The sequence below is a fragment of the Spirosoma fluminis genome (genome assembly GCF_054778895.1).
In genome coordinates this window covers 668,106-694,790 of sequence record NZ_BAAGZD010000003.1, presented here as the reverse complement: position 1 = coordinate 694,790, position 26,685 = coordinate 668,106, and the positions used below count along the sequence as shown (strand labels likewise).

The following is a 26,685-nucleotide window of genomic DNA, read 5'->3' as shown; positions in this document are numbered from 1 at the left end:
AAGCGAGTATCGTGCCAAGATAAGAGACTGCTGATTTCCAATGGTATATCTCATGAATAATACGTAATATGTCCGATAGCGGACAAAAATCGTACGACAGCGGACACGTAATTTTACTTATACTATTCGGTTTGTAGACTTTTGAAAATAGCTGCCTGATTTCTAGAACTTCATTTTGATAGATTGAAACGGCTTCTTGATATAATCGATTGATAGTCAGTAAAGGATTAGGCTTACTTTTGCGAGTACTTCAACTACTTCTCCTGAACTTCATTAGAAGAGGACTTACGGGTTAAGAACATCTCCCTTTTTTTAAATACCTGTTGGTGCTCATTCACACAACAAGCCCGGCGTTACCAGCTCCGGGCTTGTTGTGTATTTGTCAATATAAAAGCTTTAAGGCTTGATTACCCTGACGCTCTGATGCTGTGCTGGTAACCCCTTGCCCGCTTCGCTAACCACCTGTAGGATGTACAATCCACTGGCTTGCGCCTGCATATCCCAGTCGATGAGCTGTTGCGTGTCTGCCTGCTTCCAGTGCTGCTGATGAATGGGCTTACCGCTCAGATCGACCAGTTCAACTGACAAGGCGTGTCCCTGAGCACCGCCCACTATCGCCCTGAGTCGATCCTGTTGGATTGGGTTAGGCGCCAGCTCTACCCGCAGGGGCACTTCCAGCCCAGCTATTTCCCGAGCCCGGCAACTGGCATCAACCGTCAAGCGATAGGGGCCGTAGAGGGTGATGGTGCCTGAGCGATCAGTCACTTTGAGATAAAAATCACCCTGGGTGTTGGTCTGGGCGTTGATGATGGTCAGACTTGACGTAGCGGTACCTCTGAAGAGCTGGGGCGTCTCCATGATCTTGGGCGTGGTGAGGCTGTTTTTGTACCACTCGTACTTTACCGGATCACCCTCCACTGCTACGTTGATCACCGCCGTTCCTCCTCGACAGATCGTCGGGTTGTTGCCGCCCCTCACGGTGGTGGAAGCCGTTGCTGAGCAGCCTTCAGTGGTTGTAATCGTTACTGAGTAAATGCCAGTTGTCGTTACTCTGGCCGTGTTGGGTTGGCTCAGTTGGGTTGCTCCCTGGCTGAAGCTATAGCTGTAACCTTGCCCGGCTGTGGCCGTAAGCGTCACACCGGTGTTGGTAAAGGAGAGGGGACCGGAGTTGGTCAGGCCCGGTGTGGGTAGAATGTTCACCGTTACGCTGGCCGAACCGCTCATGGCTTGCTGGCAGGTCGTGCTGGCATTGGTGGCCTGCACGGTGTAGACACCGGCTGCGGTCTGGCTGCCGAAGCTGAGCGCACTACCGGTGCCTGCGACGGGACTGCCCACGGCATTGTCATCACGTCGAAGTTGATAGCTCACGTCGGTTTGCGAACCCGACAGGCCCACCACCACCCCACTACCCCCTGCGCAATAGCTGCCTCCCCCAGTAACATTGTATTGGGTTGGTAATGCATTAGCGGTGACGCTTACGCTGGCGGTGGCCAGGCAGCCCAGCCGGTCGGTTACATTGACGCTGAAGTTAGGTGTCCCCGCGTTGGTGAGCGTGGCCGTAACCGGATTACCACTGGTACTGCTCAGCGTGGCTCCCCCAGGAGCAACCCAGATATAGCTGTAGGGGGCATTGGGTGAGCCGCTTGGGGTGGCTTGCAGACTCGTACTGCTGCCTACGCAAACCGCCGAGGGCGTAGCCTGCGCCGTCACGGACAGGGTGTAGGGTGTTCCCCTAAATTCAGCCGCCCCCATGTCAATGGTACGGACCTTACGGGCGTTGCCCAGCACGTCGGTTGTGGTCGCGTTGTCCGCATCGCTGCCCGCATCGATAGCGGGAGCGCAGGCCTTGAGGGCCGGGCCGGTGCTACTCTCAAAGGGATCAAACGTGGCGATGATGTTACCGCCCTGGTCGTGGTAATTAAAAGGGACGGGTGGCGTCAACGTGTAACTAAAATAATTATTAAACCCAGCCGCAGCATTCTGTCCGCCATTGTCCCATAAGACGCAATTGGTCAGGTTAATCCTGCCATCATTAAAGCTGTACACGGCCCCCCCCGCTACGCCCGACGTGTTCGCCCTGATGGTTGTATTGATGCACGTGGCTACCGACCCGTTGCCGGTTAACAAGGCGCCCCCGTAGTTACCTCTGTTACGCGTAAAGAAGCTGTTGACAATCGTCGCATTACTACTACTAGTGATGTGTAGTCCGCCCCCGAACCCGCCAAAGGCAGTGGCCGCGTTCTGATCAAAGACACAACTCACTAGCTGAATTAGGGTTGATGCACTTATATAGAGGCCACCGCCGAGAAAGGACGTCTGGTTGGCCGTAAACTGGCAGTTGCGCAACTGGTAGTTAGAACAACTCAGTAACACCCCCCCTCCTCCAGAGCCATTGCCTTGGGGCGCGCTATTGTTCGTGATCTGACAGTTATCCCAGCTCCCGCTAGTCGCTGACTGCATATAGATGCCACCGCCAAGATCAATACAGGTGTTGCCCGTGACCAGGCAATTGGCCAGGGACACGTTACCACTGATAAACATACCACCGCCCCGTTTGTCTGTACCAGTACTGCCGTTGGCATTGCCTGCCGTCACACAGAGGCCATCGAGTAGCGCTACTTCACCAGCATTAAGGGAGCCTAAGACGACATGGTAGGCGTTGTCGGCCTGCTCGCCGGGAGTGCCCAGGTCGCCCGATAGCGTGGTAGACGAAGGGCTGGCCGTACGGGCACCAGCGTTACCTTCGCTGCCTGCCGCCCCTGTGAAGCCGCCCAAAATATTGACTCCCCCTTTCAGTGAAAAGCTGGCGGCTCGGGCGTCAGTCAGCCCGCTGGTGCTGGGTTTGTAGGTGCCCCCCGCCATCCAGACCTGATCGCCTGATGCCGATGCGTTGATCATAGCCTGTAAGTCGCCCGAGGCATTGCTCCAGGAAGTGCCGTTACCCGTTGCGCCCGCTTTGACGTACCGGATGGTAGAAGCAGTCTGGGTTGGTGTGGGATCGTTTACCGTCAGCACATAGGCCTCGCTCACCGCCGAACAGCCGGTGGCATCGGAGACCTTGGCCGTGAAGGTGAAGCTGCCAGTCTGGGTGGGCGTACCCAAGAGCTCACCCGTCGTAGTCAGACTCAGGCTCGTGGGTAGACTACCACTAGCCTGACTATAGCTGTAGGGACTACTGCCGCCCGAAGCCACAAAGGACTGGCTAAAAGCTACGCTTATGCTGGCTGTGCTCATACCTGGAGCAGATAGAGTAATAGCGGTGGGGTTGGCTTGATACTCATAAGCACCCATATCGATGATCCCTCCGTTGTAGCGACGAGGGTTACCGGCCAGATCGGTGGCGGAGCTATTAACTGCATTATTGCCAGCGTCGATGGCAGGTGAGCAGCCGTTGAGCCGGGCATCAGTAGCGCTCACAAAGGGCGAAACATCAGTAGTCAGGTTGTTGCTACCTGAATAGTCTCCTACAGTATTCTCGAAGAGACTGTATGTAGCCACGACAGGGGAGGAGCTTTCTCTAGCGAACGTATTGCCCCCTCCATTACCAAACACCACACAGTTGGTTAACATGGGGATGCTGATGGCCGTGCCAACAATTGCTTTGCTGTACATGGCCCCGCCCGAAGAAGCCGAATTGTTCTGAAACGAGCAGTTGGTTAGCGTCGGGCTGCTTGTGCCATCACCATACGCATCGTTGTACATCGCCCCACCTCTTGTGGCAGAGTTGCCCTGGAAGGAACAGTTGGTCAGTATGGGATTACTAGTGCCAGAATATATGCCATTGTTAACCATAGCACCGCCCACATTTGTAGCCCTGTTGTTCTGAAACGAGCAGTTCGTCAGTGTGGGACTGCTGTGGCCACCAGACTGCCCAGTGTTAACCATAGCCCCACCTGCGGTAGCCGAATTGCTTAGAAACGAGCAGTTGGTCAGTACAGGGCTACTGTCGGCCCCGGTGTTAGAGCCATTGGAATCTCCTTTGTTGAAGATTGCCCCGCCCGAGGAAGCCGAATTGTTCTCAAACGAGCAGTTGGTTATTACGGGATTGCTACGACCACCAAATGAGCCGTCGTTGAAAAGGGCGGCTCCGCTCTCTGTAGCGCTGTTACTCAGGAAAAAGCAGTTTTGAATCAAGGGACTACAGTTATTACCCGTACCAAAGCCGTTATTATACATCCCCCCGCCGGAGTTTTGGCCTGTTCCACTACCATCAGCCTTGCCACCCGTAATCACAAACCCATCCAGTATGGCAGTGGTTGTCAGGATAGTGAGGTTGTAAATGACGTGGTAGCTGTTATCGCTGTTGCTGTTCGCTGTGCCAATATCGCCACTCAGGGTGGTGCTGTTGGGATTCCCCGTAATGGGGTTCACCGCCGGACGGGCACTTCGTTCGGTTTCGTTGCCTACAAAGCCGCCGTAGATAGCCACCCCTTCCTTCATCGAGAAGCTGATGGTGCGGTCGGCAGTTGAGGTGGGTTTGTAAGTACCGGCCGCTACCCAAACCTGATCGCCTGCGGCACTGGCATCGATGGCACCCTGTAGGTTGGTGGTGCTGGTGGCCCAGGTGGTAGCCGTAGCCGGGTTGGCGTTGGCGCCGTCGGTGCGCACGTAGCGAATGGTTTGGGCCTGAGCCAGTAGACTAACGCTTAAGAGCAGCACGAGCAGATTGAGGGCTCGCACCAGGTAACGGGTAAAGGAAGGTAAAGAATGCGTCATAGCGATGATTGGTTGAATATGTTGTTTACGTAGACTAGAAATTGATTCATGATTGGGGGTGGGGTCTACCTGACTCGTTGACAGTGAGACCTTCGCCAGGAGGTGAACGAAACATCGGTTACTCACTCCCCTCCCCGACACAGAGATTCCGCAACCGATCGCGGGACCGCTTCAGGCGCATTTTGATGGCGCTTTCCGAGAGCTGATAGTGCTGGCTGAGGGCTACAATGGACAAGCCCTGCTCATACTTGAGTCGAAGCAAGGCTGCTTCCGGCGGGGACATCAGGGCCAGGTGCCGCTCCATGAGCCGGAGTAGATCCTCGTCAGCCTCATCAGCAAAAGAGTTACTGTCGGAGAGGGTCCGGACCTGGTCCGGTGCCAGGGGCTCGGTGGGCAACCGCTTGCGGAGCCGATGCTGATCCAGACAGTGATTGTGGGCAATGACGTAGAGCCAGGTGGAAAAGCTGGACTGGTACTCAAAGGAGTCCAGCTTATGGAACACTTTCAAGAAGATGTCCTGGGCGTAATCCTGGGCAACCTGGGTGTCGTTTGTAAAGGACAGACAGGTCCGATACACCTTATCCCGGTAGCGCTGGTAGAGCATTTCAAAGCTGTGGGATGAGGTCGCCGTCTGGCAAGCGTGGACGAGTTGCTCGTCGGCCTGGATATGTTTTTTCATCGTCGTTAAGTTAGAATGTAATCGGCCACTTACGGGAGTGACAATCCCCTGAATAAGTACCCATCGCCTGGGGACGAGGCTTATCCAGGGGATGATTGGTCACTTCACGGCTATTCTCCTTATGTTTCAGAACTACTTGTTTGTTGAGGCCGGGTTTCACTTGCCTACCGAATTCTCCTGACCGCCTTTACGGGGTAGTCGATGGTGGGCATGAGCGGGTAAAGGACAAACAGGTAAAGCATACACAAAGGAGTTGGTACGGGTAAAAAAGCGGGAGATCCGAGGGTATTCAAGGCCAGATCACCATCCCAAATCGGGCGATAAAAACGGGGCTTTTTCAGTACCGAATGCCTGTGCAAGTTTAGCCGGAAGCCAGCACACCGATGTGCATATTTCGACCAAATAGGTGCACATTTGGTGCATTATGGCCAAAAAGGCACTAAAATGATCTAGTTGGTCTATTTTTTAACGGACAACTCTGATGGAATGTCCAGGTCGGCTACTCGAGCAACCAGCCAGCGTACGCCAGGAGAGCAGCCAACTAATGTCTGTCTGGTATACGTATTAGAATAAGATACTACTTACATTTGGTACCCCGTTCTCAGAATCAGCTATTAAACAACTATACGTTGAGCAAATCGGTCAGCTTGCTTGTAGCTCTCTTGTTTAGCTTCTGCTCGCTGGCCGGGGCGCAGCACTTTGGGGCTTCCGTTCAGCGATATGGTCCTGAGGATGGCCTGGCGCACCGTGAAGTGAACGCTATCTTTCAGGATCGCCGGGACTTTATGTGGTTTGGTACCAAGTTTGGCCTCAACCGCTTTGACGGGGCTACGTTCACGACTTACACCAGGGAAAAAAACGGGCTTGACTTTGATGACATTCAATCCATCGCTCAGGATGCCGATGGGCTGCTGTGGCTTATGGGCCCCGAGGGTAAATCAGCCATTACACTCTTTAACCCGCTAACCGGCGTAGCCACCTCCTTCGAGAAACGCTTCAACCAGCCCCGACGCAACCATCCTCCGGTATTGCCGCAGATGCTGCTACTGAATGGCTCTGATGGAACAATCTTTTTCGTGGATCAGCCCGCCAAGCTAAACATGTATCATCCCCGGTCGGGTCTGAAGACGGTGTCGCTACCGCAATACACGACACTGATGCTGGCGGCCGTTACCCCCCGGAACACCCTTTGGGCCATTGCGAACCAGAAACAAGTAGTGGAACTAGCGCCGGATGGGCGCGTGCTACGTACCTACGACCACCCCGGACCAATCCATACCTGTTTAGGCCAGCGCCACGCCGGTACAGAATTCTTTTACTGGGTTGAACTGGACAAGCTGAACGCGGGTCAACTGTATAAAATTGACGAGTTGGGTCATCGCCAGGAGCAATCTCCTGATCTGATCAAACCGGATAAGCTGCAACGACGGGCCGCTTATTTTTTTGACCGGAGCGGATTGGTTTGGAATGGCTATCAGTTGCGTGATCCGGCCGGTCGGATCGCCCTCGATATAAGCGGTCAACTGGCCAGCGGCCAGATTGATAATCGGAGCTTTTTTCGGGATAAAAACGGGAGCTTCTGGCTAGGGACCAGCTTTGGGCTGTACCAGGTCCGAATTAGCGAGAACTATTTTCAGCGCTTGTTCTATCAAGCCGGCAACGGAAAACAGCCCGCTGTCCGCGGCATTACCGCCGTGGGCGATACGCTCTACACGAATCTGGAAAACGGTATAGGTTTTGTCGCCAGCCGTCGTTCGGGGGCATCGTCCCGCCTGCTGCTGGATAGGCAGCGGTCGTTGATTAGTTTAAGTGGTAACCTGGATGGTAAGCTCTACCTGTGTGAGGAAAATACGCTGATCGCCTATGATTACCGAACAACGAAACGTACCGTGATGCCCATACCCGGTCCGGGAGCTATCTGGACCATTCATTCCTTTTCGGCTAATCCCCAACGATTACTGGCCGGTGGCGAACCCGGGTTGTGGTTGGTTGATCCGATTACAAACCACGTTACCTCTTTCCGGAGCTACAATCAGTTTCCTGAGTTAGCCCAGGCCCATGTACTCTACATTGGTGCCGACCGACAAGGCACCATCTGGCTCTGTGCCACGACGGGGTTCTACACGGTTGACCCTCAGAAGGGCGTTACGGCCCGCTACTGGCGGGGCGGCAAGGGTACTTTCAGGCTACCTGCCGATAGTTACCAACATTTTTACCAGGACTCCCATGGGGTATTCTGGCTGGCCGCGGCCAATGCCGGTCTGGTGCGCTGGGATCAAAACCAGGGCCACTATCGCCAATTCAGGCGGGCCGATGGGTTGAATAATGATAATATTTATGCTGTATATGCTGATTGGCGGGGCCACCTCTGGCTCAGTAGTGATAACGGCATCATGCAGTTTGACCCGGTTCGGCTCACCACTCGGACCTACACGGTGCAGGATGGCATTACCCACAACGAGTTTAACCGCATCGCCCACTACCAGGATGCGCAGGGACGGCTGTATTTCGGGGGGCTAAACGGGATAACGGCCTTTGACCCGCACGATTTTGAAGCGGAGCCGCCCTTGCCCTCTCTACCCCTGCGCGTGGTTTCTTTTCGCCAGTATGACGCCGATCACGACGTACTGGTCGACAAAACGGAGGAGCTGATTAAAACGAACCAAATCACGCTGCAGCCCAATGACCGGAGCAGTACCCTCAACTTTGCGCTGCTCAACTACACTGATGCCCAGAAAAACAAGTATGCATACCAGTTCAAAGGGCTGGGTGACATCTGGCACGATCAGACTGAACCGTACCTGCGGCTGGGTAACCTGCCCTACGGCGACTATCAGTTATTGATTCGGGGGCAGGCCGCCGACGGGCGAATGTCGTCGACTACGTTATCGATTGGGGTACACGTACTGCGTCCTTTTTATCTGCGCGGCTGGTTTCTCTTTTCACTGGCGTTTCTGGTGATGGGAGCAGTGTGGGGTTGGGGCCGGTGGCGGACCTGGCAGCACCAGAAGGCACAAGTCCGACTGCAAACCCAGATCAACGAGGCCACCCGAACTATTGCCCGCCAGGCCCAGGATCTACGGCAGCTCGACGAAACCAAATCCCGCTTTTTTGCCAACATATCTCATGAGTTCCGCACACCCTTGACAGTGATTCTGGGCATGGCCGACAATCTCCGCCAGCGGGCAGATCCCCAGCTGCGGCAGTCGGCCAATCTGATTGAGCGTAACGGTCGCAATCTGCTGCGGCTTGTCAATCAGATTCTGGACCTCTCCAAACTGGAAGCCGGGGCAATGTATCTGCGACCCGTCCGGGCCGATCTGGTCAGTTTCACACGTTACGTGGCCGAGTCGTTCTACACAATGACTGCTGTCAAAGGCATTCACCTGCATTTTCAGACTGACCAGGAGCGAATTGATGCCGATTTCGATAAGGATAAGCTGGGCGATATTCTTACTAATCTGCTCAGTAACGCCCTCAAATTTACCCCTGCCGGTGGATGTATTTCGTTTCAACTGACCACCCATGAGAAATGGCAGCCGGTGGCGAATGGGTATTATGAAGCGGTTAGCCCGACGCAATACCACGATGATCCCTGGTTTTCTATTCGTGTCAGTAATACAGGTCCTGGTATCGCTACTCATGACCTGCCTCATATTTTCGACCGATTCTACCAGCGTTCCCCGTCGGCGGACCCTGCGCAGCCAGTTCCCGAAACGGGCGGAACGGGCATTGGGCTCTCGCTGGTGCGGGAATTAGTGGCGCTGATGAACGGTGGGCTAGCCGTGCGGAGTAAGCCGGGCGAGGGGGCCGAATTTATTGTCCGGTTGCGCCAGACCCAGCAGGCTCCGGTAACAACGACGCCTGTTAGCGAGCCGGTTACCCCGTATTCCGAGACGCTGGAAGAGGTCGAACCTAAAATTGATGCTGGGGAAGATAAGCCGGTACTGCTGCTGGTAGAAGATAATGACGATGTAGCCCGTTATATTGTTTCGTGTCTCCAGGCGGATTACCAAATCCTCCGGGCTGAAAACGGACAGGTGGGAATCGATCTGGCTTTCGAGAAAATACCGGATCTGATTGTCAGCGACGTGATGATGCCGCTTAAAGACGGATTTGAACTCTGCGACACCCTGAAGAACGACGAACGCACCAGCCACATTCCAATTGTTTTGCTCACGGCCCGGGCCGCTGCGGACGACCGGATCATGGGTCTACGGCGGGGGGGCGATGCGTACCTGGTTAAGCCCTTTCAGCAGGATGAGTTACTCATTGTGCTGCGTAATCTGGTACAGACCAGACGGTTGCTACAGCGTTATTACAGTCAGCGGGCGTTGGGCAACGGGCAGGCTAGTCCGGCTCCGCTTGCAGGAGCCGATGGGATGGAAGATCAGTTTGTGGCTAAACTTCGCAGTACACTGGAACTTCATCTGGATAACGTAGCGCTTGATAATGACATGATCTGCCAGTTGATGGGCATGAGCCGGAACTCGTTGTACCGCAAAACCATGGCGCTGACCGGGATGTCGGTAATTCCTTATTTAAGGGCGCTTCGCCTGCAAAAAGCGGAAGAGCTGCTGAAACATTCCGCGTTGAGCATTGCCGAAGTTGCCTATGCGGTTGGTTTTGACAATCCCCGGTACTTCAGTCGGGTTTTTTCGGAAGAAAAAGGAGTTTCCCCCAGTAGTTTTAGAGACCTGGTGTGACCAATCTTTCTTCTCCCCGCTTGAACGGTTCTGTTTTTTTTTGAGACACAGTTACTCTTTTCATGTACTGCACGTCAACATGCGTCCTCCCGTCAAATACCCTTCCACCCCCCTCGGAGGGGGAGAGCTAAAACTGAACAGTTCAAAAACACTAGGGGAGACTGGGATGGGTATTCAACTGCAGTAGTCCACAAAAAAAGCAACACGTATCTCAAAACGTATATGGAACACAGAACGGCGAAAAGGTTGCTATGAGCAATCCTTTCGCCGTTCTGCTTCTACTGTAATTGCAAAAAGCTTAGTGGTAATAGGTTACTCCGACGGCTATTCGGTTCGTAGACTTTTAACGGGATTCAGGAGGGCCGCCCGGATACTCTGAAAACTAACCGTTACAAGGGCAATGCCAATCGCCAGTACACCCGTTAGGGCAAATACCCACCACTCGATCGCAATTTTGTATTCAAAATCCTTCAGCCATTGGGTCATTACGTACCAGGCGATCGGAGAGGCAATGACAAGCGCGATGCCAACCAGCCTGACAAACTCCAGCGAGAATATGCCGAAGATATGGGTTGTCGAGGCACCCAGGGCTTTCCGGATACCGATCTCTTTGGTTCTCGATTCGACCATGAACGCCACAACGCCGTACAAGCCTAAGCAGCCGATGAAAATGGCGATGCCAGCCAACAGGCGAAAGAGAGCGAACAGGCGCTCTTCACTCTTGTAAAAATCATCCAGCGTCTTGTCAAGGAAGTCGTATTTGAAAACAAAGTCAGGGAACGCGGCTTCCCAGGATTTCCTGACCGTATTGATTAACTGGCCAACCGATTCGGGGCTGCTTTCGCGCGCCGACAGTTTAATACCCAGCGTACTGTAGGCGTCCCGGTGGGAGGTGATGATGCTGGGCGCGGTTTTCCGGTGCAGGGAGTACGTATTGAAGTCTTTGACGACACCGACGATTGGTTTCTTTACGGAATTCGGTCCACCCAGCGCGATCATCTTGCCAATAATCTGCTGCGGTTGCCTGAAGCCGAGCCGCTGCATGAGCGATTCGTTGACCACAAACTCCCGCATGGTATCGGCGGGTAAGTACATACGACCCGCTATCAGCTTCAGACCGTACGTGTGAATGTACGACGTATCGGCTGGGCGCATGACCACGCTGTAGTTCTCTTCCTTATCTGCATTTTCAAAGCGGAAGCTGGTTGACCAGTTGCCGTTGGCCGACGGTGCCGATATACCGTAGCTGAGGGACTGAATGGCCGGTGAGCTGACAAGTTTCGCCCGCAGATTTTCGAGTTGTCCGGGTTTACGCTCAGGAATCGGTATGGTCAGCACAGCGTCTTTGGTATAGCCTATATCGGCGGAGCGGAAGTGCTTCATCTGGCTGTAGGCGATGATCGTGCCGATGATCAGCATTTGCGAAATGGCAAACTGGACCACAATCAGGCTCCGGCGCAGGGTCAGGTGCCTGCTGCCGGCAACACGAAGCTTGCCTTTCAGCGCCAGCACCGGCTGATAGCCTGATAACACGAGAGAGGGGTAAAAACCGGCTAAGACGGTGGTCACAAAAGCCAGCAGCAATAAAAAGCCGATAACAATCGGGTCGATTAGGGATAAAGCGTCGGCCTGAATGTTTAAGAGCTCGGCTATATAGGGAAGGGCAATAGAGGCAACGCCCAATGCCAGCACAATAGCGATGGCGGTAAGTAAGCCCGTCTCCCCCAGAAACTGACGGACTAACTGCATACGTGAACTACCCAGCACCTTTCGAACGCCAACCTCCTTTGCCCGACGTATCGCCTGCGCTGTGGCCAGATTGATGAAGTTGACACAGGCCGTAATTAAAATAAAGAGGCCGATCAGGGCCATTGCCCAGATGGTTTCCCGGCTGATCGAGCGATTCGCGTAGTTGCCGGTTCGGGTATGAAAATGAATGTCGGTGAGGGGTTGCAACTCATAGTGCAGATTCTTTATGTCCTCCGGGCGAAGATGCTTTTTGGCGAAAGTGGCCAGTTTCTGCTCCATCTGGGCGGCTACGGCCGCCTGACCAACGGACGATTTGGGTAAGGTCATGTACAACTGCGCTCCGCTGTAGGTCGACTGCCAGTCGTCCCAGCCCGTATACGCGCCATATTGCTTCAGCGAGGCAAACGAAAGCAGCACTTCAAACGGCATGATCGTCGTAGCGGGCGGATTGTGCACAACCCCCGTTACCGTAAAATCCAGTTTGTTTTCGACCCGTATCGTTTTGCCGACGGGATCAGCATTGCCGAAGTACTTCTGCGCCATGCGTTCGGAGAGCACCACGGTATTCGGGTTTTTAAGCGATGACGTAGCGTTACCCCCCTTCCAATTGTAATCGAACAGTCTGAAATACTCCGGCTCGACGAAGGCCACCAGGCCACGGCCTTCTTTGAACTTGTTAGCCGCTGAGCCTCCGGCCCGAATCACTACGTCGGCGATTTCGTGCGTGAGCGTAAGGTCATGTTTTAAATCCGGGAAATCCGTACGCAGGCCAGCCAGCGCGGGTAATGGTGTTCCCACGTCGTATCCACCCGTCGTACCGTTCTCATAGTGAGCCGTCAGTCGATAGGTGCGGTCGGCGTTGGCGTGATGGCGGTCGTAGCTAAGCTCGTACCGAATGGCCAGAAAGATCAGCAGACAACAGGCTAATCCGAAGGTCAGGCCAACGACATTGATAACGGTATAATTCCAGTTTCGCCTGAGGGCGCGTAGTGCAGTGGTGAGATAACTTTTGATCATTGCTTTGCTGGTGTTTAAAAGGCAACTAGTCGGTACGTAAGCTTTTGATAGGGTTCATCAGGGCGGCCTTAATGCTCTGGAACGACACGGTAATGAAGGCAATCAGAATGGCGAGTCCCCCCGCTGCCAGGAACACCCAGAGCGGAATATCAATCTTATAAGCGAAACCTTGTAGCCATGTATTCATCGCGTACCAGGCAATTGGCGACGCAATCAGAATGGCGATCAGCACGAGCTTCAGGAAATCTTTGGCGAGTAGCCCAACAATATTGCTCACCGATGCGCCCAGGACTTTACGCATCCCGATTTCCTTCGTGCGCTGCTGAGCCGCGAAAGCGGCCAGACCAAATAACCCCAGACAGGAAATCAGGATGGAGATGATCGTGAACGTAGTGACGATGCGCGAGGTTCGGGCTTCGGCCTGGTAATTCTTCTGAAAATCCTCGTTCAAAAAGGTGTATTCAAACGGCTCGTCGGGACGTAGTGCTTTCCATTTCTGCTCGAGGAAGCCCAGGACATTAGCCATGTTGGCCGTATTGACATGGACGATGATGTAGTTGAAGTTCGGGCGGTTGTTCAGCATGAAGGCATACGGCTCAATCGTCTGATGCAGGCCCTCGAAGTGAAAATCCTTAACCACGCCAACAATCTCAAACGGATACGTTTGGCCACCCCAGTCGAAATTGAGCCGCTGGCTGACGGCCTTATTTTCGGCAATCTGCAGCTTACGTAACGTGGCTTCGTTAACGATCAGCCGGTTATTGGTATCGCCCGGAAATTGGCGGGAGAACGAACGCCCCTGCTTAACCGTAAAGCCCATCGTCTTGAGAAGGTCGTAGTCCACCCGGTTAATGCGAACGTCCTGCCCCTGGTCAACCGTCTGCTCAGGTGTATGAAAGACCATGTCGCTGAAGTTGGCGATGCCCGGATAAAACTGCGTACCCGCAGCGCCGACGACCTGGTTATTGCGTAGAACCTCAGTCCGAAGGGTGTTGTAAGCGGCCCGTGCCTCACTGCTCCGTAAGGGTATCGCGACCTGCTGGTCCTGCGCAAATCCCAGCGGTTGCTCCCGCATGAACCGCATCTGTTCCTGAATGATAAACGTTGCCAGCACCAGCCCAACGGATACGACAAACTGAAACACGACCAGCCCGCGACGTAGCCCCACGGCCGACATAGAGTTGATGAGCTTTCCTTTTAATACCTGCGCCGGGTTGAACAACGACAGGTAGAACGCGGGGTAACTGCCGGCAACGAGCCCGGTCAGTACAGCCAGCAAAAGGAACGACCCCGCGATTTGCGGTTCAAACAACTCAAAAACGGACAGCGCTTTGTTGGTGAGCTGGTTGAATATGGACAGGAATACGGCCACCAGGATCACTGCAATGACCAGCGCCAGAACGGTTAATACCATCGACTCGCCTAAGAATTGCCGAACCAGCGCACCCTGTTCCGCACCCATCACCTTCCGGACGCCCACTTCGGCGGCTCGTCTGGCTGATCGGGCCGTCGACAGGTTCATGAAGTTGATGCAGGCAATCAGCAGGGTGAAAATGGCGATAGACCCCAGAATGTAGAGATACGTAACGCTGTTAGTAGGCGTAACAACGGACTGGAAGTTGTTATAAAGGTGCAGGTCGGGTACCTGCACCAGAAACATATCCTTATCAAAGCCCACCGCTTTCAGGTCATTTCGGGCGTATTTCTCAATAAAAGCCGGAAACTTTTTCTCCAGTTGCTCAGGATTGGTACCCGGTTTTAAACGAAGATACGTAATGAACATGTTGTTGTTGGCGAAGTCCAGCGGCCCTGCCCGCAAAAAACCACCAATGCCGCCAGCGTGGACAGGCAGTAACAACCGAGCGTCGATATGCGATTGGGCACTGGCGTCGCGGTAGACGCCAGTCACTTTGAAATCTTCACCGGCACCGGCTTCTCCACCAATGCGAATGAGTTTGTTCAGAGCACTCTGGCTACCGAACAGCTTCTGGGCAACCCCTTCCGATAAGACCACCGAATGCAGATCGGTAAGCACCTGGTTGGGACTGCCTTCGATAAACTCATAAGAAAACAAATCAAAAAAAGTGGAATCAACCTGGTAGGCCTTCGTTTCGTAGAAAGACGTCACGGGTTTACCCGGTTCGCGAACCTGCAACAGCACTTTCTCATTAAGGGGAAACAGGCGGGTCATTTGGGCCACTTCAGCATATTCTGCTTTGAGTGCCGGTCCATACGGAGCCGAGGCTGAAGGCCATTCTCTCCCCGCATTCTGGCCAATCTTTGCTTTGGCACCTACCAGGTACAGATTGTCGGCGTGTTCGTGGTGCTTATCGAACGATAATTCACTACGAATGTACAACAGCAGCAACATGCAGCAGGTCATGCCGATGGACAAGCCTAAGATGTTGATGGCCGAAAACGACTTGCTGCGAAGCAAGTTCCGAACGGCAATTTTCAGGTAGTTGCGGAGCATATCATTTAAGGGAGCAAGGGGAGGAGCAGGAGGAAAGGGTGGAGTGGGATAAAGAAAGTAAAGGAAAGATGCAATGCCTGTATTCTCATTATCCCTTTACTCCCTCTCGTTCCCTTCCTCCCTTTATTCCGTCCTAAGTGATTTTGTCGGATTCGCCAGAGCTGCTTTGATGCTTTGGAAACTGACGGTCAGCAGAGCAACGGAAGTGGCTAACGCACCCGCCAGCACAAATACCCACCACTCGATGTCGATCTTGTAGGCAAAGTCTTGCAGCCACTGATGCATGGCGTACCACGCAATCGGTATGGCAACGACAATGGCGACCAAAACCAGTTTCAGGAAATCTTTGGCTAAAAGACGCACGATACCGACGACCGTTGCACCAAGTACTTTGCGAACCCCAATTTCTTTGGTACGTTGTTCGGCGGTGAACGCAGCCAGGCCAAACAGGCCCAGACAGGCGATGAAGATAGCCATGCCCGAAAACCCCAGAAAGAGCTTGCCTTTGCGTTCGTCGGCGCGGTACTGTTGGGCAAACGTTTGGTCTAAAAAGGAATAATCAAACGGCTGATTTGGATTGACCGCTTCGTAAACCTCTTTTACGTACGCCAAAGCCGCCGGTACGTTCTGGGGCGATACGCGGATCAGGAGGTTGTCGCCCCGATCCTGATGCAGCACCAGGATAAGTGGCTCAATTTTGTTGTGCAGAGAACGCAGGTGGAAATCCTGAATAACCCCGGCAATCTGAATTTTCTTCGTATCGAATTCGATTAAGCCGACGGTTTGGTTTTTCCAGCCCAGGCGCTTTAGCATCGCTTCGTTCACAAGTACTGCGCCCACCGAATCACTGGCCATGTCGGTCGAAAAATTACGGCCTTCTTTTAACCTGATCTGCAATACGTCCAGAAAGTCGTGATCAATGGAAAAGTATTCGGCGCTGATGGGCTGCTCAGTACCTCCTTTGTAAAAACTGAACGTGGTTTTGTCGTTCAATTCACCACCAATCGAACCGTTGGTTAAGCTGACTCCTTTAATGATGGTGTTTTGCAATAATCTGCTTTTAAGGGCGGTGGCCGACTGTTGAGCCGACGGTGCTTTAAGCGGAATCGTAATGACCTGCTCCTGATTGAATCCCAGCTCCGTATGCCGCATGTACTGCAATTGCCGGTACACAATAATCGTCCCTACCATCATAATGATCGAGATCGTGAACTGCAATACTACCAACGACTTCCTTAGCAACGCACCTTTACGACTGACCGTAAAGGCCCCTTTCAATACAGCAACGGGTTTAAAGCGGGACAGAATGAACGCCGGATAAAGGCCGCTGACTAACCCAATCAACGTTGCGAAACCAATGAGCACCAGAATCGTTTGTGCATGCCACAAGTCGATTGTTAACGATTTTTCGGCAACTGTATTAAAGAATGGAATGAACGCATACAGCAAAAGCAAGCTGACGAACAAGGCCAGAAAGGCCAGCAGGAGAGATTCGGTCAAAAACTGCCCGATTAACTGAAACTGCAGCGAGCCGACAGCTTTGCGAACGCCGATTTCCCGGGCTCGTCCGGCCGATCGGGCCGTTGCCAGATTGATGTAGTTGACAATGGCAATCAGGAGAATGAATAAACCGATGGCGGAAAATGTATAAACGTACGCCATATTACTACCATTCTCTTCGCCCATGAGGTGCGTAGAACGCAGGTGCATATCGGTCAGTGGCTGAAAGAAAATGTCAAATTTGACTTTCTGTTCACCTTCGTCGCCGATTGCCTTCGCTATGTATTTTCGGTAAAAAGCTGGCATTTTTTGCACCAGTTTCTGCCGATCGTTAGCCTGGTTCAACAGGACATAGACCATCGAGTTGAAGTTATCCCATTTGCTCAGGTTGATACCGCTCACCAGTGTATTGGCATACGGAAGAATAGCCTCGAAGGCCAGATGGTGATTAGCCGGTGGGTCTTTGATTACGCCGGTAACAGTAAAGGGAATGTTCTCTTTGACGGTCACCACTTTTCCGAGTATGCCGTCTGTTTTACCAAACAGGCGTAGCGCGAGCTTTTGCGTCAGAATCAGACTATTCGGATCTGCCAGGGCTGTTTGCGGATTCCCCTGCACGAATGCATAGTCGAAGAAATTGAACAGCGTTGAGTCGGCGTAAATAATATCTTTTGTGTATAACGCTTTGGCACCTACTCTGAGCAGGGCTTCATTGCTTGTTTTAACCCGTAGTACGTTCCCAACTTCCGGATATTCCTGTTGCATGGCCGGTCCCATTGGGGCCGAGGCAATACCGAGTTTATATTCATTATCGGCCCACTGGATGCGGAGATTAAGGCGGAAGATCCGATCTGCGTTCGCATGGTAGCGGTCGTAGGTAAGCTCATCGTTTACGTAGAGACCCAGCAGAATAGCACACGCCATACCACTGGCTAACCCCAGCAACGTAAGTAGACTATACGTCTTGCTACGGACCAGGTTCCGAACGGCAATTTTTAGGTAACTGCGGAGCATGGGTTTAGGGGGGAAGAGCGGAAGTAAAGGGAGGAGGGGGAAGAAGGGAAGTAAAAGGAGGGCAAGAATAGAGATAAAAGTTCTTTATTCTCCTTCTCCCTTTATTCCGTCCTAAGTGATTTTATCGGATTCGCCAGGGCCGCTTTTACGGATTGGAACGAGACGGTTAGCAGAGCAATGAAGACGGTTAAGCCGCCCGCCAGCAGAAATACCCACCAGTGAATATCAGTTCGGTAAGCGAATCCGTTCAGCCAGTTGTGCATGGCGTACCAGGCTACGGGCGAGGCAATGACAAGGGCAATAACTACCAGTCGCATAAAATCTTTCGAGAACAGCGCCATCAGGCTGATTTCTGACGCGCCTAATACTTTCCGAATGCCGATCTCCTTGGTCCGTTGCTCGGCCATGAACATCGACAGGCCAAACAGACCCAGGCAGGAAATCAGAATGGCAACTCCGGCAAAGATGCTGAACAAGGTCTGCTGCGTACGTTCGCGGGCGTAAAGCCGGTCGAAGCGCGCGTCGAGGAACTGGTAGTCGAATGGGCGCTCGGGGAAGTTTCGTTTCCAGATCGCTTCAATGTGTTTTAGCCCCGCTTCCACGCGTTGGCCACCGCCCCCGATGTGCATGGATAACCAGTTGAGCCGTTCAGGGGCCATGACCATCGCAATCGCCGACATATTCTGATGCAGCGATTCGAAGTGATAATCTTTCGTTACGCCGATGATCTGACCGTCGCGACGGCCGTAGCGGAAGCGTTTACCAATGGCCTGCTGGGGAGTCCAGCCCAACAGTTTTACGGCCGTCTCATTCAGAATAATCATGGACGTATCGGTAGAGAACGAGCGCGAGAAATTGCGGCCGGCCGCCATGCTGATCTGATACGTCGGAATAAAATCTTCGTCAATCTGCAGCCCCCGCAGGTTGACGCTAACCGGAGCCATGCTGTCGCCTTTCATGGCCGATGCATCCCACGAGTCTAACAGACGTCCGGACGGAACCCGCGACGATCGGCCCACCTCCCGAATAATTCCGGTAGATTTTAACTCCTGCTTCAGGGTCTCGTAATTGGTGGTTGAATCACCTACGTCGGATAACAGAACAATCTGATCTTTCTGATAACCCAGGCGGTAGTTCTGAATGTAGCTCATCTGGTTGTATACAACCGCCGTGGCGATGATGAGCGCAATGGCAATGGCGAACTGAGTAACGACCAGCACCTGCCGCAGATTACCGTTCCGCATGGCCGAAGCAACCTGCCCTTTCAGGACACCGATGGGCCGGAAGGAGGTCAGGAAAAAGGCTGGATAGCTGCCCGCCACTAATCCGGTCAGTAACGTAATGACAACCAGAATGCCAAGGAAGACGGGGTCGAAAAGCTGCTGGAAGGAAAGTTGTTTCTGCGTAAACTCATTTAAATAGGGTAGGCCGATGAGGAGGAGGAGCATGGCAATCACCACGGCAAAAAGTACCAGTAAAATAGACTCACTCAAAAACTGACCAATGAGTTGAGTGCGCAAGGCCCCTACAACCTTGCGCATCCCAACCTCCTTGGCCCGGCCCGCCGAACGGGCCGTTGCCAGATTCATATAATTGATGCAGGCAATCAGCAGAATGAACAAGCCGATGGCCGAAAATAAATAGACGTACCGGATGTCGCCACTGGGTTCGATTTCTGAGTCGGTATGCGAGTGCAGGTGGATGTCGGTTACTTTCTGTAGGTTCAGCACCGACCATTTTGACGCCTTTGTACCGCCTTCGCTGGGCACATGCTTGTCCTGAAAAGCAGGGAAAGCCTTCTCCATACGTTGGGGATCGCTTCCTTTGGCCAGCAGCACGTACGTATTGAACGAATTGTTGCTCCAGTTGGTCCGTAACCCCTCGGCCCCATAAGCCCTTGGATCGTTCAACGTAGAAAAGGATACCAAAAACTGAGGGTGAAAATGAGCTTGTGCCGGCAACGATTCATAAACACCCGTAACGGTCATATCGAATTGATTATCATACCGAATCGTTTTGCCGACGGGATTCTCTTTGCCGAAGTATTTCTCCGCCATTGGCCGGGAAAACATAATCGAAAACGGGTTTTCCAGGGCTTTATCCGGGTTGCCGCTCACCAACTCAAAGCTCAATGTTTTGAACAGGCTGGCTTCCGAAAAATATACATCCTGCTCATCGAACCGGTTTTCACCGTAGCGAATCAGTCCATTTGTTTCCAGGGTTCGGATTACCTGTTCGGCTTCGGGGAAGTCCTGTTTGATCAACGGTCCAAATGGAGGAGCGGCCTGCGCCAGACGTAACGATGGCGCTCCGTCCGACGAAAGGAAAGTGCGCGTTACGCGGTAAACGCGGTCGGCATTGGCATTATACCGGTCGTAGCTAAGCTCATCTCTGACGTACAGCGCAATCAATAAAAAGCAGGCTAGCCCAACAGCCACCCCAACGATGTTGATGATGCTGAATGCTTTGTGTTTCCGAAGATTACGTAGGGCGATGAGCAAGTAGTTGCGTAACATAGTCAACCGGATCAGAGTGGAATGTTGGCATAATATCCCAAACGCTATACCAGAAAGGTAAGTGATTGATAGTCAGTTACTGTTACGGGTGCCCATTAGAAAAATGTCCGCAAACGGACGACAGACGTACATTTGCGGACAGGCAATTTGGAGCAGGGGAAGTTTATTAAATCTCTGTTTTATACAGATGACAGTTATTATAAATACGCTATCAATAGCTAGCATAACGGTTTTGATTGGTGAACTGAACCTAAGGTTCAGTTTTGGTTATATTTCATATTCTTAAAAAATTGGTCGTGTTTTGGAGGCAGCCGTTGAACAATTATCGGATTACGAACGCGAGCGCAGTAAACCAATACCTACTCTTATGCACGGTGCCATTCAGGGTAATTTGATTAGTTAACTATCTGCTTGCCTTTGGGGGAAACCCTGTTGGATCGTCGTACCAGGCATTCAAGCTGTATTAATTTATGATCAGCTATGAGTTTTTTCATAACGATGATATGCTAGCTGACCCTAACGTGGCTATGAACTTTCAATATCAAGCAATTTTCCTGATTACTTTGATTTGTGAATGCGAACGTCGCCGAGCACGAGTCCCTTCTGTAAGTAGGCCCCGCCTGTATACTTGACATTCGATTCACCGAAAGCCGTTACGCCTAGTCGGTTTGACGCAGACAGTCGTAGTTGACTATCGCCGTACAGGCTGGTCGCTACGTTCTTGCCGACCAAATTTTCAGCGTCGATCTGGCTCTCACCGTATACCCGGTACAGCTGCTCATCGGCGTTGCCCGACTGAATAGTTACTTTGTTTTCGCCGTAAATGTGCGCTCTTAAATCGTTCACGTGCAGCGAAGCCAGCGTTACGGTAGACTGCCCATATACCCGAAGCTTGAATACATCACTACTGATGTCGCTTTGGCAGACGGCCTCTTCTTCACCGCGTACCTCCAGTTCGTTCAACTGGCGATACGTGATGTAGGCCGTCACTTTCACATCTTTACCGTAGATTGGACGTTTAGACGAATTGTCGCCGTCATAGACCCGCTCCTGTTTTACCACAATCTTGGCGTCGTCCAGATAAAGGCGGAGGGTGTTATCGCGCACAAAGCAATTCACTTTTTCGGGTGCGACGTTTTCGTACTCCAATCGAACATTCTCCTGGTTACCCGATACAAGTACAACTCGAATGAGCGGACTGACAACAACTTTGTCGAAAGACGGCAGCGTCCTGGTGGTCGATTGCGCGTAGGCCATTGAGACCGTAAGGCAGATAAAGCAAACGATGTTTAGTAGAGACTTCATGCGACAATAGACTTTGAGTGTGATTAATCGGAACCTTATTCTGCTCGCAGACTGTCGGCTGGATTAGCCAGCGCAGCCCGGTACGTCCTGATTCCGATGGTGAAGACACCCAACAGGAGCAATACCCCTACGCTGAGTCCTAAAGTTTCTGCGCCGATGGAAACGTGGTAGGCAAAGTTGATTAGAAATGCATACCCTGCCAGATAGCCCAGCGGTACTGCAACAGCAGCTGCTATTAACAAAAGCTTCACAAAATCGCGGGATAACAGCCAGATGATTTGTTGCACCTCGGCTCCCATCACTTTCCTAACACCTACTTCCTTCACGCGGGTCTGAGTATTGTAGGTAACCATGCCCAGAAGTCCCAAACAGGCAATGGAAAAGGCCAGCGCAATTAATAAGCTCATAAAATCGGTATCCGTCGTATGCGAATGCCGCTGCTGCAAGAAGTCGTCGTACCACTGTCCTTCAAATGGCGTATAAGGAGAAAGTCGCTTCCAGATACGTTTGACATCCGCCAGTACGGCTTCTTCGGCTCCGGCCGCTACACTGACCGTCAGATAGCGAAACTGGTTGGGCTGGTTGCTGAGCACCAATGGCTTGATAGCCCAGGCAAACGAAGTGAACCGAAAATCTTTCACAACCCCGGCAATCGATACCTCGGTGCTGTCATTGAACCATAACGATTGGCCAACGGCTTGCTGGGGTGTACCTAGCCGGAATGTTTTTACGGCTTCTTCGTTAATCACTACCAAACCGGCGGATGTATCGGCTGTGCTGACGGGTAGGTTCTGCCCAGCCAGGATAGTCAGATTCATCGTTGGAACGAATTGGTGATTAACCGACCAGGTGAACGCCATGGATGAATCCGGCCCCGATCGCTTTGGCTTTATGATCTGAGTGTTGCCATGCGAGCCGAACAATTCGGAGGTTGCCGATACGCGTTCGACGCCCGCTAATCGGTTTAGCTCATTGGTGAAGCGCTGGGTCGGGACATCGTTGAGCGGGAGAGTAAGGATGCGTTCGCGTCGGAAACCATAATCGCCCGTGGCCATGTAATCCATCTGACGAACCATGGTCTGCAGGGCAATCATGGCAACGAGTGAAATAGCAAACTGAGCCACAATCAGTGATTTTCGTAATGAGATGCCTCGCACAATACGTACTCCGGTTTGACTACGTAATACCTGAGCGGGGTCAAAGCTGGATAAAACTCTGGCTGGCACAAGACCTGCCAATGACCCGGCTGCGAGGCTGAACGAAATAAAGGCAACCCCGATTTTCCAGTCCCAGCGAACGCCACCAATGAGCCATTGCTGCACGAAGGGCATGGGTTTAATCAGTTCCAGCATGCCGTAAGCCAGTCCCAGCGCCAGTACGGATAAGACAATCGACTCCGCCATAAACTGACCTATCAACTGCCAGCGTACAGCTCCGGAAACTTTTCGAATGCCTACCTCGCGCGCACGACTTAGAGAGCGGGCCAGGGTGAGGTTAATGTAATTGAATACCGCCAGTAACAGCGTCACTAAACCCACGCCAATCTCTACGAGTAAACCAGAAACCTGAGGTTCATACGTACTCCGCATTAGCTCTTCGCGGGCTGGCGATAACTGGTCGAATGGCTGGGTTCGAAGGGTATAGCCTTTTACGTCCTTGAAGCGTAAATTATGAGTAACCCGGCTAAGTACAGTAGGAAGGACGGTATCAAGAGCGTCGGCGGCTGTGCCGGGTTTTACGACAACATACGTATACCCTGTCTGGAACTGGGTCCAGTCTTCAAAAGCCGAGCGGTGTTCGGGTTTGAACGTCGTTCCCAGCGAATAAAGCATGTCGAACACCAGGTGCGACTTTGCGGGCTGCTCAGCAAGTACGCCCGTAACAGTGAATGGGCCTAAATCACTATTTGTCAAGGTCTGGCCGATTGGATTCGCCGTACCAAAGAATTTAGTGGCTGTCTCCTGCGTAAGCACCACGGTGTTAGGTTCAGTAGCTGGTCGGCCTTTAGCCAGTTTGAAATTGAAGATTCGGAAAAAGCCCGGATCAACGGCGAACGACATCGTGCTGAGCCGTTTGTGATTGCCCGAAAATTCACCGTACGTTCTGACGACCCGAGTGGCTTCTTCAATAAAGCCATACTGCTGCTTAAGCAACGTACCTAACGGCATGGGCGACGTAGCAAACGGCGTTACGTCATTATCTAAGCCGACCGCATCCGTGATAATGCGGTACGTCCGATCGCGGTTTGGGTGAAAATGATCGTAATCAAAGGCGCCCTTAATATGCGCAATGGCCAGGAAACAAACCGTTAGGCCAGAAGCCAACCCAAAGACGTTGATAAACGAAAACAGCCTGTGTTTCCACAGATTCCGGATGGCGATTTTAACGTAGTTTTTGAACATAATAAGTTAGGGGAAGTAAGGAGAAGAGGGGGACGAGGGAGTAAGGATAGAGCAGAAAAGCTCCTTCGTCCTCTTCCCTTTACTCCCTTTCTTTCATTCCATTCGTAAACTTTTTACCGGATTCATCAGCGCGGCTTTTATGCTCTGAACGCTGACCGTAAACAACGCGACGGTGGCAGCAAGTAGACCGGCTACGGCAAACACCGGCCATTCGATATCAATCTTGTACGTATATTCCTGTAAGAATACCTTCATTGCGTAGTAGGCGATCGGTGTGGCAATGACGAACGCGATCATAACCAGTTTAAGGAAATCTTTCGACAGGAGCGACACAATGCTGACGATGGTTGCGCCAAGTACTTTCCGAACGCCAATCTCTTTCGTTCGTTGGGTGACCACGAAGGAAACCAACCCAAACAGGCCGAGACAGCCAATGAAGATGCCGACAATAGCGAAGAGGGTCAGAAAGTTAGATAGCTTACGCTCGTCTTCGTAAAAGATTCGTAGTTCGTCGTCCAGAAACCTCGGTTCATAATAATAGTTCGGAAACAGTGCTTTCCAGTGCTGGCCAATGTGTTGAAGCGCGGCTGTTTTCTGACTTGGATCGATGCGGATGCTGGCTTCCTGAAAATTCCATCCGGCATACAAAAACACGTGGGGGACGATGTCTGATCTAAGACTTTGCGAATGATAGTCTTTCACTACGCCCATGATGGTAAAGGGCTTATCAACATACAACGTAATACGCTCGCCTATTGCCTTTTCTGGGGTTTTGAAGCCCAGTTCGCGAGCGGCTCGTTCGTTGATGATGGCGACCGTATTGGTATCGGTCTGGGTCCACGACCGACCGGCCAGCAGGGGAATCTTGAAGAAGTGTAAATAATTAGTGTCAACGTACTGGAACCGGAAGGTACGTTCGCCTTTGGGTAGGTTATGGTGACGAACGTTCTCCCACCACCAGTTGCGGTTGCTCGATGGTGTCGTCAGGGCAAACGCTACGTCTTTAGTTTCCGGATGCTGCTGTAACTGCTGCCGAAAACGCTCGCGCAGAACGGCATTGCCTTTGTCGGGCATCTTCACCGTCACGACCGCTTCTTTGTTGAAGCCCAAGTCGGTTTCGTAGAAATATCGTATCTGTTTAACGCCGATCAGCGTACAGATCACCAGGACCTGGGCAATCACAAACTGCGTAACGACCAAGACCTGCCGCAGCGAAATGCCGCTTCGTTTGGCAATAAACAAACGGCTACGTAACGCGCGGATCGGTTGAAAGCCAGCTAACACCAATGCCGGATAACTACCCGCTAAGCCGGTGACGATACCCCCCAACACGACCAGAAAGAGAATGGTATCAGCCCGCCAGACTTCTGATTGTGTTACCTGAGTGGTCAACAACTGATCGGCGTACTGAATGAGTTGCGTAGCCAGCAGACTGCCTAGTCCAATAGACAGAAAGACCAGCAAAGCCGTTTCGCCAAAGAACTGCGTGATGAGTTGCGTCCGACTACTCCCCAAAATTTTACGGACAGCTATTTCCCGACCACGTTGGGAGGCTTGTACCGTTGCCAGATTAATAAAATTGATGCATGCAATGACAACCAGGAAGAGGCCAATACCCATCAGGGTGTACAGCATCCACTGCGGAATAACATAGTTGTACGGATCGGCGTCGCTCTGCGTGTCGCGGTGCACATCGACAAGTGGCAGCAGTTCAAAACCTTTGTACCAAGTGCTGTTGTTTTGATGAGCAAGTTTGGTTAATGCTGCTTCGATCGCCCGGACAGATGCGCCCGGTTTTAGCAGCACGTAGCCATGATGCATGGAATCACCACCATTCCAATACGTCTCATTCGTGTATTCCTGTTGAATTCGTTTCAGGGTTTCGCGGGAGGCCAGCACCTGTATCTGAAACTCCGAGTTGATCGGCATCTTTCGAATAATGCCTGACACGGTTAGGTCAACGTCGTTTCGGATGCGAATCTTCTTCCCGAGCGCATCCCCGTTTTTGAAGAAACGTCTGGCGGTTGGTTCGTCTAAAACAACCTGATAGGGTTGACTAAGCGATTGCTGAGGTGAGCCGCTAAGCCATTCCACATCAATCATGTCCAGAAATGAAGGCGGGGTAAAATAGATGTGCTTAACGTTAAACACCGTCTGCCCAACTTTTAACCCATCTGCATCGATGGCATACGTATTAACGGCTCGCTCAACGCCCGGAATCTGGTTGTTCAGTGCCTGAATAACGCCCTGCGGCACGTGCGACCCTTTTTCACTATTCTGATTTATGTTGATCAGCCGGTAAAGCCGGTCGGCGTTTTTGTGATACCGGTCGAAACTGTACTCGAACCGCACGATCCAGAACAGCACAATGGCGACACCCAGACCCAGCGTCAGGCCGGTCAGGTTAATCAGCGCATACCCCCGGTTGCGAATCAGACTACGCCAGGTGGTTTTAATGAAGTTAAGCAGCATAAGGTGTCAGATTTTCGGTTGGTTCCGTGCGCAGGCGACCACATTTTCTTTCCTGTTTAATTATTTCTGTTCGAGATAGGGTCTGGTAAACAGATGGTTATCCACAAGCGAGGAAGCTCTTACGCACCTTACCTTT

General features: G+C 52.3%; 10 protein-coding genes. 1 reads left to right on the top strand and 9 read right to left on the bottom strand.

All coding sequences use genetic code 11. The features are described from left to right. Positions 1 to 396: 396 nt before the first annotated feature. Both ACYVBJ_RS04775 and ACYVBJ_RS04770 read right to left on the bottom strand, forming a co-directional pair. The gene (locus ACYVBJ_RS04775; RefSeq protein WP_460981147.1) at positions 397 to 4,716 is read right to left on the bottom strand and encodes a choice-of-anchor Q domain-containing protein; all 4,320 of its coding nucleotides are present in this window, start codon (positions 4,714 to 4,716) and stop codon (positions 397 to 399) included. A 118-nt stretch (positions 4,717 to 4,834) separates the two neighbouring features. Then, positions 4,835 to 5,395, bottom strand: a complete 561-nt coding sequence (locus ACYVBJ_RS04770) for an RNA polymerase sigma factor (RefSeq protein ID WP_460981146.1) — start codon at positions 5,393 to 5,395, stop codon at positions 4,835 to 4,837. 647 nt (positions 5,396 to 6,042) lie between these two features. Here ACYVBJ_RS04770 and ACYVBJ_RS04765 point away from each other — a divergent pair. After that, a complete protein-coding gene (locus ACYVBJ_RS04765) occupies positions 6,043 to 10,101 on the top strand; it encodes a hybrid sensor histidine kinase/response regulator transcription factor (RefSeq protein WP_460981145.1) in 4,059 nt (1,352 codons plus the stop codon). A 324-nt stretch (positions 10,102 to 10,425) separates the two neighbouring features. On the opposite strand, the gene ACYVBJ_RS04760 is transcribed toward ACYVBJ_RS04765, so the two are convergent. The 7 genes from ACYVBJ_RS04760 to ACYVBJ_RS04730 all read right to left on the bottom strand — a co-directional run bounded on the left by ACYVBJ_RS04760 (position 10,426) and on the right by ACYVBJ_RS04730 (position 26,549). Further along, complete coding sequence (locus ACYVBJ_RS04760; RefSeq protein WP_460981144.1) at positions 10,426 to 12,867, bottom strand: ABC transporter permease; 2,442 nt, start codon at positions 12,865 to 12,867, stop codon at positions 10,426 to 10,428. A gap of 25 nt (positions 12,868 to 12,892) precedes the next feature. After that, positions 12,893 to 15,340 carry an ABC transporter permease gene (locus ACYVBJ_RS04755; RefSeq protein ID WP_460981143.1) on the bottom strand — a complete coding sequence of 816 codons (2,448 nt, stop codon included), beginning with the start codon at positions 15,338 to 15,340 and terminating at the stop codon, positions 12,893 to 12,895. A gap of 123 nt (positions 15,341 to 15,463) precedes the next feature. Then, positions 15,464 to 17,854, bottom strand: a complete 2,391-nt coding sequence (locus tag ACYVBJ_RS04750) for an ABC transporter permease (protein WP_460981142.1) — start codon at positions 17,852 to 17,854, stop codon at positions 15,464 to 15,466. Positions 17,855 to 17,955: 101 nt separating this feature from the next. Next, complete coding sequence (locus tag ACYVBJ_RS04745) at positions 17,956 to 20,370, bottom strand: ABC transporter permease (protein WP_460981141.1); 2,415 nt, start codon at positions 20,368 to 20,370, stop codon at positions 17,956 to 17,958. A gap of 558 nt (positions 20,371 to 20,928) precedes the next feature. Continuing rightward, on the bottom strand, positions 20,929 to 21,675 hold the full coding sequence (locus ACYVBJ_RS04740) for a head GIN domain-containing protein (protein WP_460981140.1): 747 nt from the start codon (positions 21,673 to 21,675) through the stop codon (positions 20,929 to 20,931). Between the two features lie 35 nt (positions 21,676 to 21,710). Further along, on the bottom strand, positions 21,711 to 24,077 hold the full coding sequence (locus tag ACYVBJ_RS04735) for an ABC transporter permease (RefSeq protein WP_460981139.1): 2,367 nt from the start codon (positions 24,075 to 24,077) through the stop codon (positions 21,711 to 21,713). Between the two features lie 93 nt (positions 24,078 to 24,170). Beyond that, on the bottom strand, positions 24,171 to 26,549 hold the full coding sequence (locus tag ACYVBJ_RS04730; protein WP_460981138.1) for an ABC transporter permease: 2,379 nt from the start codon (positions 26,547 to 26,549) through the stop codon (positions 24,171 to 24,173). Between the last annotated feature and the right edge of the window lie 136 nt (positions 26,550 to 26,685).